General features: G+C 63.0%; 15 protein-coding genes. 2 read left to right on the top strand and 13 right to left on the bottom strand.

The window, feature by feature from the left end:
• Window positions 1–37 precede the first annotated feature (37 nt).
• The 10 genes from UP10_RS24805 to UP10_RS24760 all read right to left on the bottom strand — a co-directional run bounded on the left by UP10_RS24805 (window position 38) and on the right by UP10_RS24760 (window position 10,135).
• Complete coding sequence (locus UP10_RS24805; RefSeq protein ID WP_044589825.1) at window positions 38–655, bottom strand: glutathione S-transferase family protein; 618 nt, start codon at window positions 653–655, stop codon at window positions 38–40.
• Window positions 656–863: 208 nt separating this feature from the next.
• Window positions 864–2,345, bottom strand: coding sequence for an aldehyde dehydrogenase (locus UP10_RS24800; protein ID WP_044589824.1), 1,482 nt, complete (start codon window positions 2,343–2,345; stop codon window positions 864–866).
• A 107-nt stretch (window positions 2,346–2,452) separates the two neighbouring features.
• On the bottom strand, window positions 2,453–2,866 hold the full coding sequence (locus UP10_RS24795) for a Rieske (2Fe-2S) protein (RefSeq protein ID WP_044589823.1): 414 nt from the start codon (window positions 2,864–2,866) through the stop codon (window positions 2,453–2,455).
• A 2-nt stretch (window positions 2,867–2,868) separates the two neighbouring features.
• Window positions 2,869–3,981: an amidohydrolase family protein gene (locus UP10_RS24790; RefSeq protein WP_044589822.1), complete on the bottom strand. Its 1,113-nt coding sequence runs from the start codon at window positions 3,979–3,981 to the stop codon at window positions 2,869–2,871.
• A 15-nt stretch (window positions 3,982–3,996) separates the two neighbouring features.
• Window positions 3,997–5,061 (bottom strand): amidohydrolase family protein, encoded by a 1,065-nt coding sequence (locus UP10_RS24785; RefSeq protein WP_044589821.1) that lies wholly within the window; start codon window positions 5,059–5,061, stop codon window positions 3,997–3,999.
• Window positions 5,062–5,188: 127 nt separating this feature from the next.
• A complete protein-coding gene (locus UP10_RS24780; RefSeq protein WP_044590102.1) occupies window positions 5,189–5,884 on the bottom strand; it encodes an ABC transporter ATP-binding protein in 696 nt (231 codons plus the stop codon).
• The gene (locus UP10_RS24775) at window positions 5,884–6,636 is read right to left on the bottom strand and encodes an ABC transporter ATP-binding protein (RefSeq protein ID WP_044589820.1); all 753 of its coding nucleotides are present in this window, start codon (window positions 6,634–6,636) and stop codon (window positions 5,884–5,886) included. Before UP10_RS24775 ends, UP10_RS24780 begins: the two co-directional genes overlap by 1 nt.
• Window positions 6,633–7,913, bottom strand: a complete 1,281-nt coding sequence (locus UP10_RS24770) for a branched-chain amino acid ABC transporter permease (RefSeq protein WP_044589819.1) — start codon at window positions 7,911–7,913, stop codon at window positions 6,633–6,635. Before UP10_RS24770 ends, UP10_RS24775 begins: the two co-directional genes overlap by 4 nt.
• On the bottom strand, window positions 7,910–8,860 hold the full coding sequence (locus UP10_RS24765; RefSeq protein ID WP_197086899.1) for a branched-chain amino acid ABC transporter permease: 951 nt from the start codon (window positions 8,858–8,860) through the stop codon (window positions 7,910–7,912). Before UP10_RS24765 ends, UP10_RS24770 begins: the two co-directional genes overlap by 4 nt.
• Before the next feature lie 33 nt (window positions 8,861–8,893).
• A complete protein-coding gene (locus UP10_RS24760) occupies window positions 8,894–10,135 on the bottom strand; it encodes a branched-chain amino acid ABC transporter substrate-binding protein (protein WP_044589817.1) in 1,242 nt (413 codons plus the stop codon).
• A 218-nt stretch (window positions 10,136–10,353) separates the two neighbouring features.
• Between UP10_RS24760 and UP10_RS24755 the strand changes: the two genes are divergently transcribed.
• Complete coding sequence (locus tag UP10_RS24755; RefSeq protein ID WP_044590101.1) at window positions 10,354–10,836, top strand: hypothetical protein; 483 nt, start codon at window positions 10,354–10,356, stop codon at window positions 10,834–10,836.
• 54 nt (window positions 10,837–10,890) lie between these two features.
• Here UP10_RS24755 and UP10_RS24750 read toward each other — a convergent pair whose 3' ends face one another.
• Window positions 10,891–12,150, bottom strand: coding sequence for an ABC transporter substrate-binding protein (locus UP10_RS24750; RefSeq protein WP_245321837.1), 1,260 nt, complete (start codon window positions 12,148–12,150; stop codon window positions 10,891–10,893).
• A 218-nt stretch (window positions 12,151–12,368) separates the two neighbouring features.
• The gene (locus UP10_RS24745) at window positions 12,369–13,079 is read right to left on the bottom strand and encodes a DJ-1/PfpI family protein (protein WP_044589816.1); all 711 of its coding nucleotides are present in this window, start codon (window positions 13,077–13,079) and stop codon (window positions 12,369–12,371) included.
• A 55-nt stretch (window positions 13,080–13,134) separates the two neighbouring features.
• Here UP10_RS24745 and UP10_RS24740 point away from each other — a divergent pair, with 55 nt between their 5' ends.
• Window positions 13,135–14,127: a GlxA family transcriptional regulator gene (locus UP10_RS24740; protein WP_044590099.1), complete on the top strand. Its 993-nt coding sequence runs from the start codon at window positions 13,135–13,137 to the stop codon at window positions 14,125–14,127.
• A gap of 71 nt (window positions 14,128–14,198) precedes the next feature.
• Here the strand turns inward: UP10_RS24740 and UP10_RS24735 are convergent, their stop codons facing one another.
• Window positions 14,199–14,747, bottom strand: a complete 549-nt coding sequence (locus UP10_RS24735; RefSeq protein ID WP_044589815.1) for a carboxymuconolactone decarboxylase family protein — start codon at window positions 14,745–14,747, stop codon at window positions 14,199–14,201.
• Window positions 14,748–14,777 lie beyond the last annotated feature (30 nt).

The following is a 14,777-nucleotide window of genomic DNA, read 5'->3' as shown; positions in this document are numbered from 1 at the left end:
TGGACGGGCGCGCCCAACGGCGCGTCCGGTCAGCGCGTCATGCGGCAGCCGCCAGACCGACCGCGGTCTTGGCGAAGGGCACGAAGCCCGGCAGCGCTTCGATCCGGCGCAGCAGCGCGTTGACGCGAGGATATGGCGACAGATCGACATTGCCTTCAGGCGCACTGGACAGATAACTGTAGAGCGCGACATCCGCGATCGTCGGCCCCGCGCCGGCCAACCATTCGCGGTCGGCAAGATGGGCTTCGAGCCGCTTGAGCAGGACATGCGCGCGGCCGATCACATCCTCCGGATTGAACTTCGCGCCGAACACGGTGACGAGCCGCGCCGCGGCGGGGCCAAATGCCACATCCCCGGCGGCTACCGACAGCCAACGCTGGACAGCGGCGGCGCCCTTCGCATCCGTGGGCAGCCAGTCGGTTCGGCCGAGCTTGGTCGCGAGGTAAACCAGGATCGCGTTGGAATCGGAGATGATCGTGCCGCTGTCGTCCAGCACCGGAACCTGGCCGAAGGAATTGAGCGCGAGGAATTCGGGGGTCTTGTGCGCACCCGACCTCAGGTCGACTTCGATCAGTTCGTGCGGAATTCCCAGCAGCGACATGAACAGGCGCGCGCGATGCGCGTGGCCCGACAAGGGATAGTGATAGAGCTTCATGATGCCGTTCCCGAGATCGTGGACGGGGTCATTCCCGATCCGCGACCTGAAGATGGCTCATTGCAGTCGTAATGATAACTGTCGGAATCGACACTTCATTATTGCAGTTACCGCAACAATATGGCCATGACGAGGACTTCGAGGGCAACTCAGACCACGAACTCCGCGCGGTGAAGCCGCCCCTTTGAGGGGGCGGCTTCGTGGTCGATCAGCGCATGACGAACGGGTTGGCCGGAACGTCCTGGGCAGTCGAGATCCACACGCTCTTGGTCTCGAGGTACTCGCGGACCGCATCGATGCCGCTCTCGCGCCCGACACCCGAATACTTCATGCCGCCGAACGGCATCATGTAGCTGATCGCGCGATAGGTGTTCACCCACACGGTGCCGGCGCGAAGTTGTTTCGGCACGCGGATGGCGCGGGCGAGATCCTTGGTCCAGATGCCGGCGGCAAGGCCATAGATGGTGTCGTTGGCGATCCGAACGGCATCGTCCTCGGTGTCGAAGCCGATGATCGAGAGCACCGGCCCGAACACTTCCTCACGCGCGATCCGCATCGAGTTGTCGACATCGGTGAAGATCGTCGGCTCGACAAACTGGCCGCCGATGATGCCGTCGCCCGAGGCCGGCTTGCCGCCGAGCAGGCAGCGCGCGCCTTCGGCTTTGGCAATGTCGATGTAGTCGAGCACCTTCTTGTACTGCGCAGGCGTGGTGATCGGGCCGACATTGGTGCCTGATAGCATCGGATCGCCGATCTTGGCGGTCCGCGCCAGCTCCAGAACGCGTTCGACGAACTTGTCCTTGATCGAGTTCTGCACCAGCAGGCGCGATCCGGCGATGCAGGTCTGCCCCGTCGCTGCGAAGATGCCGGAGATCGCGCCCGCCGCGGCGGCGGTCAGATCTGCATCCTCGAAGACGATGTTGGGGGACTTTCCGCCGAGCTCGAGCGACACGCGCTTCAGGCTCTTCGCCGCGGTCTCGTAGACCTTCGCGCCCGTCGTATCGGATCCGGTGAAGGTGATCTTGGCGACCCCAGGATGCGAGATCAGCGCGGACCCGGCCTCGGGTCCGAAACCGGTGACCACGTTGAAGATGCCATCGGGAATCCCGGCCTCCTTGGTCAGCGCGGCGAACTCCAGCGTGCTGGCAGAGGTGAATTCCGACGGCTTGACGACGACGGCACAGCCAGCGGCAAGCGCGGCTGCGCATTTCCAGGCGACGAACAGCAGCGGCGAATTCCAGGCGGTGAGCGCGGCAACGACGCCGACCGGCTCATGCGTCGTGTAGGCAAAGGTATCCGGCTTGTCGATCGGCACCAGGCCGCCTTCGAGCTTGTCAACCAGCCCGCCGAAATACCACCACCATTCCGAATGGTAGCGCACCTGGCCCAGCATCTCGGCCATCAGCTTGCCGTTGTCGCGCACCTCGATCTCGGCGAGACGCTCGACATTCGCGGCGACGAGGTCGCCGAGCTTGCGCATCGCCTTGCCGCGCGCCGACGCCGTCATCTTCGACCAGGGACCGCGCCACATCGCCTCGTTGGCGGCCTTCACCGCCTTGTCGGCATCGGCGGCGGATCCGCGCGGAATCTTCGCCCAGGCCTCGCCGCGATAGGGATCAATCGTGTCGAACCATTCGCCGTTGGCGGGGTCGACATACTGGCCGTTGACGAAAAGCTGGTAGGTTTTCACGATACCCTCCGGTCGAGGCAGGATGCATGCGGCTGACAACGATATAATGCATTCCGTGACGTCGTGACAACGAAGCCGGGTCGGCGCCGGGTCATCAGCCCGTGCCCCTAGACTTCCACAATCACGTAATTGTCCTCGACGTGCACCGGAAACGTCTCGGCCACATAAGGTCCCTTCTGCAATTCCTCACCGCTTTCGACCGCGACCGGATAGGAGCGGATCCTGAACCGGCTCGGATCGAACCAGGACTGGCCGTTGCGCATGTCGAATTCCCAGCCGTGCCACGGACAGCGCAGCATCTCGCCAACGCGGTCGCGCTTATAGATGCCGGGCTCCGGCGAAGTGAGCCGCGCCACGCAAGCGGCCTTCTCCAGCGGTGCGCCCTCATGCGGGCAGCGATTGAGCAGCGCGAAGAATTCGCCGTTAACGTGGAACACGACGATGTCGCGCCCGTCGACGCCGAACACCTTGTTGCCGCCGGCCGGAATCTCGCTGGTGCGCGCGACGATGTGACGGGTCATGGTCAGAACTTGTAGACCGCGCGCGCGTTGCTGTTGAAGATCTTGCGCCGCTCGATCTCGGTCAGCGGCGTCTTGAAGGCAAAGCGCGCATCGTCATAGTCCCAGTGCGGATAGTCCGACGAAAACAGCAGGCGATCGATGCCGACCCATTCGATCAGCGAACGCAGGTGCTTTGCTTCATCCGGCTCGTCGATCGGCTGCGTCGTGAACCAGAAATGCTCCTTCACATATTCACTCGGCTTGCGCTTGAGATGCGGCACCTCGCTGCGGAAGCGCTCGAAATGCTGGTCCATCCGCCACATCGCCGATGGGATCCAGCCAAAACCGCCCTCGATGAACACGATCTTCAGCTTCGGGAAGCGTTCGGGGACGCCTTCGAGCACGAGGCTCGTGAGCATCGACGCCATCGTATGCGCGTTGGACTGATGCTCCTCGCAATAGTAGGACGGCCAGCCGCCGCCGGTCGGCGCGTGCCCGCCATAGCCGCCGACATGGATGCCGAGAGGCAGGTCGAGCTCTTGCGCACGCGCATAGATCGGCCAGTAGCCGCGGCGCCCGAGCGGCTCGTTGGCGCGCGGCGAGACGTTGATCTGGACGTATTCGCCTGTTTTGGCACAACGCTCAATCTCGGCGAGGCCGAGGTCGCTGCCGTCCTGCCCGATCAGGATCGAGGCCTTCAGCCTCGGATCGCGGTGCGCCCAGAACGCCAGCTGCCAGTCGTTGATGGCGCGCTGGATCGCGGCGCCGAATTCCAGATTCTGCTGCGAGAAGATGAAGAGGTCGAGCACCTGTAAAATGCCGAACTCGACGTCAAAGGGATCGAGATGCTGCTTGCGCATGAAATCGAGGTCGGAGCCTGGCACCCCGCCGGTCGGCGGCCAGGCATCGCGCCGCGCGATCAGCGGCGAAGAGCGCGGATAGGGCGTGGTGCCGATATAGGGCGTCCGCAGATGGCTGCCATATTCCTTCAGATGCTGCTGCCAGCGTTTTGGCAGGAATTCGTTGAGGTCATCGTGCGAACGGATGCTCGGATGGATATCGCAGTCGATGATCCGCAAGCGCGTCGCGGCGGTTTTCTCAGTTTCCAGCATCGGGCGGTCGATGACATCACTCATGCGATCCTCCTTGGATCAAGAGTTGAGCTTCAAGCGCGGAAAGGTTTCCAGCGGATTGTCTTCGCACATCCGCGTGACGATGCTTTTCGGCAGATGCGGCGGGATCGGGTCGTCGCCGTCGAACTGCCAGTGCGGATAATCTGACGCGAACAGGAACATCTTGTCCGAGCCGATCTGGTCGATGATATCTTCGACACCGGTCGCATCCGGCGGGCCGTCGAACGGCTGCATGGTGACGCGGAAATGGTCGCGGATGATGGAGGCCGGCTCGCGTTCGACCCAGGGCACCTCGACGCGCACGCCGCGCCAGGTCTTGTTGGCGCGCCACATGAAGGCTGGCAGCCAGCTCACGCCTGACTCCATCAGCACGACCTTCAGCCCCGGAAACTTGCCGAACACGCCCTCATAGATCAGGCTCAGGGTCTGCGCCTGAAACGCCTGCGCTTCCGCCAGATAATATTCATAGCGATAGGACGGCCAGCCGATCGAACTTGGCGCACCCCGGTAGGCGCTGCCGGCATGGATCGCGATCGGAAGCTTGTACTTCTCCGCGGCTTGATAGATCGGCCAGTAGTGCCGCCGCCCGAGCAGCATCTCACCCTGCGACAGCACCAGCACGGAGACGAAGCGGTTGTCGCCGGCCCTGCGCTCGATCTCCTCGACGGCCAGATCAGGCGCCTGGATCGGCACCACGATCGAGGCGCGCAGCCGCTTGTCTTTCGACAGCCACTCCGCCGCGATCCAATCGTTGATCGCCTTGCAGAAGTCGGCCGCCATATAGGGATCGAACACCGCCTGCGCGCCATAGACGACGTTGCAGATCGCATGGCTGGCGCCGAGCTGGTCGAATGCGCCGCGCTGCACCATGGCGAGATCGCTGCCGGGCTTGCTTCCGTCGGACGGCCGCCAGTCGGCGCGGCCGCTCAGCGGCATCGACGGCGGATAGGAGTTGAGATCGAGACCGTCGATGGCGCGGCTGACCACCTGTTCCTTCCAGTGGTCGTTGAGATAGGGCAGCAGCGTGGTGCGCGTCCCCCCCACCGCGGGATGGATGTCGCAGTCGATGCGCATGGCCGCCATCGAGGTTTCCTCAGGCTTTGCTTTTTGGCGGCTGTTTCGAGCCGCTGGCCGAATGTGCCGCCGTGGGCCTGGAAGCGCAAGGACACAAGCCGCGGAACAGCTATTCGCTGGAGCCTCCAGCCACTGCCTAAACCTCCAGCCACTCCTTGCGCACCGCGGAATTCTCGCCGAAATCGGCTGGGGTGCCCCGAAACACGATCCGGCCGTGGCCCATCACGTAGAGCCGCACCGAGATCTTCAGCGCAATCGCCAGCTTCTGTTCGACCAGCAGGATGGACACGCCGCGTCGGGAGATCTCCTCCAGCAGGCCGCCGACCTGCTCGACCAGCTTTGGCGCGAGTCCCTCGGTCGGCTCGTCGATCAGGATCAAGTCGGGATCGCCCATCAGCGTACGGCACATCGTCAGCATTTGCTGCTCGCCGCCGGAGAGCAGCCCGGCCGCGATATCCTGCCGCGCTTCCAGATTGGGAAACAGCCGGTACACGTCGGCGAAATTCCAGCGGCCGAATTTGCTCGCGCGCTTCAGCCCGAGCTCGAGATTTTGCCGCACCGTCAGCGTCGGAAAGATCTGCCGGTCTTCCGGCACGTAGCCGATGCCGCCATGCGCTACCTGGTTCGGCCGCAGGCCGGTGATGTCGCGGCCCTTGAATTTGATGCTGCCCTGCGCCGGAACCAGGCCCATGATCGCCTTGCAGACGGTCGAGCGCCCGACGCCATTGCGTCCCAGCAGGCTGACGATCTCGCCGTCACCGACATTGATATCCACGCCGTGCAGAATGTGGCTCTGGCCATAGTAAGCGTGAAGATTGTTGACTTCGAGGATCATGCGGCGAGCCGGCCGAGATAGGCTTCCTGCACCGCCGGATCGGCACGCACCGCCGCAGGCGGCCCCGACGCGATGACCTGGCCATAGACCAGCACCGTGATCACGTCGGCGAGATCGAACACCACCTTCATGTCGTGCTCCACCATCACCAAGGTCTTGCCTTCGGAGACGCGACGGATCAGTTCGACGGCGTTGTCGGTCTCGGTGTTGCTCATGCCGGCGGTCGGTTCGTCGAGCAGGATGACGGACGCGCCGCCCGCGATGGTCATGCCGATCTCGAGTGCGCGTTGATCGGCGTAAGACAACAGGCCCGCGGCGGTATCGCGCCGCGTGGCAAGGTTGAGCTCTTCCAGCATCCGATCGGTGCGTTCGTTCAGCGCGCGTTGCATCCCCAGCGCCGTCCAGAACGAATAGCGATAACCCATGCTCCAGAGCAGCGCGCAGCGAAGGTTCTCGAACACCGACAGGCGGTGGAAGATCGAGGTGATCTGAAAGCTCCGCGACAGGCCCATCCGGTTGATCCGGTGCGGCGGCAATTCGTCGACCCTGACGCCGTTGAGCAGGATCTCGCCCGACGACGACGGAAAACGGCCGCTGATCAGGTTGAAGAGCGTGGTCTTGCCGGCGCCGTTCGGACCGATGATGGCGTGGCGTTCTCCCTTTGCGATGTCGAGATTGACGCCACGGATGATCTCGGTCGGTCCAAACGCCTTGGTCAGGTTGCGCAGGCTGAGCGCGGTCTCGGTCATGCCGCGCTCCGCCGCGGCTTGAGCTCGGCCATCAGTCCGTCCCAGACCTGCCGGAACGACCGCGCTTCGATCCGCAGCCACGCCATCCCGCCGAGCAGGCTGATGGTTGCGGCCGACCACGGCAGCACGGCGTGGACGTCGATCTTGCGGCCGAACAGCACCAGCGTCTTGCCCTGGGCCGCACCGATGGTCAAAAACGAGGTTAGTTCCACCAGGGCAACGAAACCGAGCAACGTCAGAAGACCAGGCACGATCACCCGCGCATAGGGCATCGCGAGCCGGCCGAACTGCCCGGCGCGGACGATCGGCCGGTGCGCCATCACGAGGCCCATCATGCCCTGCGGCGCGAAGATCACCATGCCGATGAAGAGCACGCCGACATAGACCAGCCAGGAATTGGACATCAGGCTGACGCCGCTCTGCAGCAGGGTGATCAGGACCGCGCCGAGGATCGGGCCGCCGAACACGCCGGTGCCGCCGATATAGGCCATCAGCAGCGCATTCGCTGACAACGGCGCGGCGAGCGCGTCGAAGGTGACGATCTCATAGGTGATGGCGTAGAGACCACCGCCGATACCGGCGAAAAATCCTGACAGCGCGAACTGCAGGAAGCGCACGATGCGCGGGTCGTATCCCATGAACTGCGCGCGCTCGAAATTGTCGCGCGTCGCGTTCGCCATCCGCCCGAGCGGAGTCTGGGTCAGGAAGAACATCGCCAGCGCAGCGATCAGCGTCCAGGCCAGGATCAGATAATAGACCTGGATGCTGGAGGCATATTTCAGCCCGAACAGGCTGTGATCGATCATGCGATTGGTATTGACGCCGCCTTCGCCGCCAAAGAAGTGATGAAAGCTCAACGCCGCCGTCGTCATCAGTTCGCCGATGCCGAGCGTGATCATCGCAAACGCCGTGGCGCGCTGCTTGGTCGCCATGTAGCCGAAGACGATCGCCAGGCCGAGCCCGCACAGACCCGACAGAAATGGAATCAGTTCGATCGGCAGCGGCAGGCTGCCGGCGCCCGCCATGGTGAGGAAATGCACGGTCGCGTAGCCGCCGATGCCGAAGAAGGTGGCGTGGCACAGCGAGAACAGGCCGGCCTGCCCGAGCAGCATGTTATAGGACAGGGCCAGGATGCTCATCATGCCCATCTGGCTCAGCATCGACAGCACGAAGCCTGACTGGCGGCCGGTGCTGGTGTTGAAGAACACCCAAGGTGCGGCGATCGCCGCTATCAGCGTGACGATCCAGACCCAGCTCTGACCCCATCTGCCGTTCATGTGTCGCGCGTTCCCATCAGGCCGCGCGGGCGGAACAGCAGCATGATGATCATGAGCGCGAACGGCAGCAGCGCGCCGATCCGCGCCACTGGCATGGTCAGGATTTCCGTGAACAGATTGTCCCCCGGCAGCGTCACGCCGAGCGGCTTGACCAGGTCGAACAGCGAGTAATTGATGACGACGGCAAAGGTCTGGATCAGCCCCATCAGGATCGAGGCGATGAAGCAGCCCAGCAGCGAGCCGAGGCCGCCGAACACGACCACGACAAAGACGATCGGCCCCATCGCGTCCGCCATGCCGGGTTCGGTGGTCTGATAATTGCCGCCGATCACGCCGGCGAGACCGGCAAGCAGGCAGCCGCCGGCGAACACGATGGTGAAGACGCGCGGCACGTCGTGGCCGAGCGCGCTCGCCATCTGCGGATGGGTCAGCGCCGCCTGGATGATCAGGCCGACGCGGGTCTTCTTCAGCAGCACCCAGGTGGCGAGCAGCATGCCGACCGAGACCAGCAGCATGAAGCCGCGATAGGCCGGGAAGTTGGCGCCATAGACCGTGAACAGCGGAAAATCGAGGCTCGGCGGCACGCGGTAGGCCATCGGCAGCATACCCCATATCATCTGCACGCCGCGCTGGATGATGAACACGAGGCCGAAGGTGAACAGCAACTCGGCGATGTGGCCGTTATGGTGCACCCGCCGCAGCCCCCAGACCTCGATCGCCGCGCCGATCAGCGCGCACAGCAGCGGCGCGACGATCAGCGCGGGAAAGAAGCCGATCAGCTGACTGACGGTGAAGGCGAGATAAGCGCCGATCATGTAGATGCTGGCATGGGCGAAATTGAGCACGCCCATCATGCTGAAGATCAGCGTCAGCCCACTCGCCAGCATGAACAGCAGCATGCCGTAGACCAGGCCGTTGAACAGCGAAACGAGGACGATCTCCATGATTGCGCCCCCGGTTTCGCCGCCCCTTCCGCCCGGCTATTCCGGGCGCTTCATCTTGCAGATCGTCGGCAAGGTCAGATCGGCGGCGGTTGCCGTCATGATGTTCTTCCAACCGAAGCCGGTATGTTCCGAGTCGAACTTCACATCCTTGCTGAAAACACCCGCGTAATACGGCATCAGCAGCTGATGATCTTCCTTGCGCATGATGTTGTCCTGGCCGACCAGGTCCTTCACATGCATGTCCTCGAGCGCGAGCGCCACCTTCAAGGGATCGGTCGAGCCCACCTTGTTGATCGCATTGGTCAGCATATCGATCATGGTGAGGAAGTTGAGCGTCGAGAAGTCGGTTGCGTGGTTGGCCCGCCAGTCGCTGGCAAGCTTCTCGGCGTCGGCGCTCTTCTGGTCGACGGCGACGTTGCCGTTGAATTCCATCACCGAGGTCAGGCGGTTTTCGCCGGCCGAGCCGATCGCGGTCGGGCCGCCGATCAGATGCGACAAATAAGTGTCGAAGCGCACGTCGAGACCGGCGTCGACCGATGCCTTGATCAACAGGTTGAGGTCGCGGTTGTAATTGCCGGTGACGACGCTCTGCGCGCCGGACGCCTTGATCTTGGCGACGTAGGACGAGAAATCCTGCACCTTGCCGAACGGCATCAGCTCATCGCCGACGATCTCGATATCGGGACGCAGCTTCGCCAGCCATTTCTTGGTATCATGCTGGATCGACTGGCCGAACAGATAGTCCTGGTTGAGCAGATAAACCTTCTTCAGATCGGCCGGCAGCGACTTGATCCGCGCCGCCGCCCGCATGTCGACGCTGCCGGCAAACCGGAAGTGCCAGAAGTCGCATTGCTCGTTGGTCAGTTCGGTGGCGAGCGCGCCGCAGTTCAGATACAGGATGCGGTTGTCAGGGTTGCGCGCGTTGTGCTTCGACACCGCGTCGATCAGCGCCGAGCCGACATTGGACCCGGTGCAGTGCATGACGAACGGGATGTTCTGGTCGGTCATGCTCTTGAGCGCGATCAGCGCTTCGGCCGGCTGCAATTTGTCGTCGAACGGAACGAGCTCGAACTTCTGGCCCAGCGCCCCACCGGCAGCGTTCTTTCGCGCAATGATGAACTGGAAGACCTTGAGGAACTCGTCGCCCCCCGAGGCGAACGGGCCCGAGAACGGATCGGTGTAAGCGAGCTTGATGGTGTCTTCGGCGAGAACCGGCCGTCCGGAACACAACAGACCCAGGATCGCAACAGAACAGCAAACCAGCCGTAACCAGCTCATGGCGCCCTCCCTGCTCCTATCCTTGGTTTGGACAGGCCTCGTCTTGTTGAGCCGGAGAGTACATCCCGCAAAGATTGAGTCAATTGCCGGCCTCCCCGGCGATGCCGGTCACGGCGACGTCACGACAGCGTATGAGCCAGTTCACCATTCGCAATTGCGGGATGTGTTACCGGTCATGTCCGTGCATTGGACCATCGTCCGGACCAGAGGAGGACATGATGACATCTGGAAGATCCGCTACCCTCATCCTTTCGCTTGTGGTGGCCTCCGTCTCCGCCGCCTCGGCCGCGCCCGCGACCACTTCGGGCTCGGTGGCGCTGGCGCTCGCCGGTGTGGTCGCGCCCTTTTCGCCGCTGCCGGCGGCGGAGAAGAAGGCGGTCGCCGCGTTCTTCGCCGGCAACAGCAATGTCCCGTACACGAAGAAGATAACCGTAACCGCGGACAAGATCCTCTGCCGCGCCAGCAATGTAGCGATCACATCACGCTCCTGCGAGCTGACCTTCGGCAGCCACACAAGCACCGTGAAGGGCCGCGCAGCCAACGAGATCTTCGCCACCGAGGCGCTGGCCGGCGTGCCCTCCGACGGCGCGGCGGGGACGATCTTCGAGGGCCTGACCAAGCTAAGCTGCACGCTCGATCCGAAGGTGATCAAGGAAAATGCCGGCGGCGGCGCCGACTGCACGTTCGAGCCGGGGAATTAGAGCGTGTACTGATAAATCCGACGAGCTCGTGTCTGCTGTGCCCTCTGGAGCGGACTACCTCGCTGGGGTGACGAGAGGACACTCGCTCTGTTCGAGCGGAGAGAACGCTTCCCCGGCTGGAATACGGCGAATGATTTTGTAATAGTCCCAGGGCTCCATCACTTCGGACTTTTTCTTGACCTCGAAAAGGTAGAAGTCGTGGATGAGCTTCCCGTCCACCCGGAGTTTGGAGCCTCGCGCGTAGAAATCGTCGACCGCGTTCTCGCGCATCCATGCCGCGACGGTATCGGTGTCGTCTGATCCTGTCGCCGCGACGCCTTTCAGGTAATGCGAGAGGCCGGAGTAGAGGGCTGCCTGGGGCGCTGTGGGCATTCTATGATGTAATTCGAAGAAGCGATGACCGAACGCTCTGGTTTCATCGTTCAGCCCCCAATACCAGGCAACGATTGAGGTGAGACCTCCCGCTATATCGAGCCCCATGCTATGGACGTCGGTCAACCACAACAGTTCGGCAACAGGCCGCTGCTTGCCGTCGTCCATCCCGAATTCTTTCCACTGCTTCATTGAATTAACGACCTGGTCGCCGGTATTCGCGAAGGCGACCACCTTGGCACCCGAGCTTTGGGCTTGAAGCAGAAACGAGCTGTAGTCGGTATTCGCCATCGGGTGATAGACTGCACCAAGAGATTTTCCGCCGACGCTCGCCAGGATGCGTTGCGATTCTGACACCATGTTCTTTCCAAAGGCGTAATCGGCCGCCACGAAAAACCATGTGTCTTGCCCCTGCGCCACAAGGGTTCGGATCGGTCCGGCGACCAGCGTGAAAGCATCGTGGAGCCAGGCGAAGCCGGTTTTCGTGCACTGCTTTCCGGTCAATTCTGTCGTTGCGACCGCAGTGTAAATAGCGATCTTGTTCTTGTCGCGGATCAGGTTTTGGAGTGCGAGGCCGACCGCCGAATTGCCCACGTCGGCAATGACGTCGACGCCGTCGGTTTCGAACCATTTGCGCACGATTGCGACCCCGACATCCGGCTTGTTCTGGTGGTCCGCGTACGCCACTTCTACTGCTATATTCGGGTGGCCTTTATGGAAATCGTCGACGGCCATTTTAGCGGCGACGAGCCCTCCCGAACCAGTCGCATCAGCAAGCGGACCGGACGCATCATTGATGACGCCGATCCTGACAACGCCGCCCGAAATTTGTTCCGCTCGCGCTGTTGTTACCCTCCCGTCAAAACCTGCTAGAAATGCCACAAGAATTGCGCTGGCAACCCGGCCCAAAAAACTCATCAACTTCACATTCGTGTTTGGCATCCCGGCCGGCTCCTCTGACAACGCCACGGTTTTCTGGTTAAGATTCGCTTGTCAAGGAAAGGTCATGCAAACGGCATGCCTCAGGATGATTACTCTTGTTGGGAGTTGCTTGCGCAAGGCTGCTTCACCCGCACAGGCTGCTTCACCAGCAAAAGCCGACATCATGCACTTGCGGGTCCACGCCATCGCCGGAATCTGCGGCCGGTCTGCTGGCTCCGCTACACCTGAACAACGATGCCCATCCTCGCAGCAATGCGTCGGGCGGTTTCCTCGCGTTGCGCCGTGATCGCGTGCACCGCCTGCCGGGCCTGTTGAAGGATCGCAGGCGGCGCCGTCTCAGGTGTGCCGCTGTTGAAGGGCGGCTCCGGCGCATAGGCCATGTACAGCTGGATCGCCCGCGCCGCATCGTCGCCTCGCAGTTCGGCAGCGAGTCGCAACGCGCCGTCGATACCCGCGGTAACGCCGGCGGCGAAGATATAGCTGCCATCCACCACCACGCGTTCGTTGACGGGGGTCGCGCCGAAGAACGGCAGCAAATGGAACGACGCCCAATGGGTGGTCGCCCTGCGTCCCTTCAAAAGGCCGGCCGCGCCGCACAGCAGCGCACCCGTGCATACCGAAAAGATGCGGCAGCCGCCTGCCGCCTGCTGGCGAATCCAGCCGAGCACCTCCGCGTCCTCCATCAGCGCCTCCTGGCCGAATCCACCCGGCACGTGCAGGACATCGAGCGGCGGCGCATCGGCCAGCAAAGCATCCGGCGCCAGCCGCAATCCCTTGACGTCGCGCACCGCACCCGTCGTCTTGCCGTAGATGCGATAGGTCGAGTTCGGAATCCGCGACAGCACCTCGAACGGACCGGTCAGATCGATCTGATCGACCGCCTCAAACAGCAGCGAGCCGATTTGCAGATGAACATCATGAGGTATCATTGAGGCTTCCTGTTCCGCTATGGACAAGGCAAGCCTATCGCGGCACGTTTCGGCAATGACGCCAAAATCCCCTCGTTCTCGGCCAAACGGGAGCCGACTGGTCGAAGTGCTCGCCTACCCGGCGGTGCAATTGCTCGATGTCACCGGCCCGCTGCAGGTGTTCGCGTCCGCCAACGCGCTGACGTCGAAAGCCGGTCACGCGGAGCCCTATAAGGTCCGCATTGTCGCCAAGGACGGTCCCTCGGTCGAAGCATCGGCCGGCGTCGGACTCGCCGTGCATCCACTTCCTTCCGTTGATGCAGCCGTCGATACGCTGGTGGTCCCCGGCGGCGACGGCGTCAATGCCGCGGCTGATGATGCGGTCCTGGTTGATTGGGTCCGCGAGCGCGCCGGGCGGGCCCGCCGCACGGCATCGGTCTGCACCGGCGCGTTCCTGCTCGCCGCATCCGGTGTCCTCGACGGCCGACGCGCGGTCACTCACTGGGGATTTTGCGCGGAACTGGCCCGGCGCTTTCCCGCCGTCCGCGTCGAGTCCGATCCGATCTTCGTACGCGATGGCTCGTTCTGGACCTCGGCCGGAGTGACGTCCGGCATCGATCTCGCGCTGGCATTGGTGGAGGAGGATCTTGGCCGCGCGGCCGCGCTCGCTGTCGCGCGCTATCTGGTCGTGTTTCTCAAGCGACCCGGCGGGCAGGCGCAGTTCAGCGAGATTCTGTCGCTGCAGGCAACCGACGACAAATTCAGCGCGCTGCATGACTGGATCAGCAACCATCTGGCCGCTGACCTCTCGCTTCCGACGCTGGCGAAACAGGCCGGCATGAGCGAACGCAGCTTCAGCCGGCACTACGCCGATGCGACCGGGCTGACGCCGGCGCGCGCAATCGAGCGGCTGCGGGTCGAAGGCGCACGGCATCTGCTGTCGGAAACGCGCCTGCCGATCAAGCGCATCTCGCAGCGTTGCGGCTTTGGATCCGAAGAGACGATGCGCCGCAGCTTCGTGCGATTGCTGGCGACCACGCCGCAAGACTACCGGACGAGATTTACCTGACGATCGGCCACAACAACAACACGGCGGCCATGCGGCCGCCGTGTTGTGAAGCGCGCGAGAGAGACTGCGGTTCAACCGTTCCAGGCGTGCGCCTGCAACGCCGCCTCTAGAGGTGGGTTGGTCACGCTGCCGGTGTAGTTGGTGATGGTCGAGGCCGCGACGATGGTGATCGCCTCGAGCAGCAGTTCCTTGCCGAATCCCGCCGCCACGAAGCATTCGATGTCCTGATCGTCGAGCCGCCCGCGCTTTTCGATCAGCGTCCGCGCCAGTGTCGAGAGCGCGCCGAGCCCCTTGTCCGATGGCGAACGGCCAGAGCGCATAGCCTCGACGTCGGCTGCATTGAGGCCGGCCTGCAATCCGAGCGTAGAATGGAGCGCAACCGCCCAGTTGCAGCCATTGGTGACGGCATCAGTGAGCAGCACGGTCTGGATCTGCTGCTCGGTGAAGTTGCCGCCATGAACCTTGTCGAAGATACCGATGAACGCCTGAATCAGCACCGGCGATGTCGCCATCGCGCCCGCGAGGTTGGGAATCATCCCGAATCGCGCCCGGACGTCGCGCAGGGCAGATTTGGAGGCTTCAGGCGCGGACTCGAGCGTGTAGACAGAAAAACGTGTCATGGGAATTGCCTTTTGTTGATGAGCTCGATG

This window comes from Bradyrhizobium sp. LTSPM299 (assembly GCF_000938235.1).
Taxonomy (GTDB): Bacteria; Pseudomonadota; Alphaproteobacteria; order Rhizobiales; family Xanthobacteraceae; genus Bradyrhizobium.
Note: the sequence above shows the minus strand (reverse complement) of the source record. Positions and strands in the feature narration are given on the sequence as shown.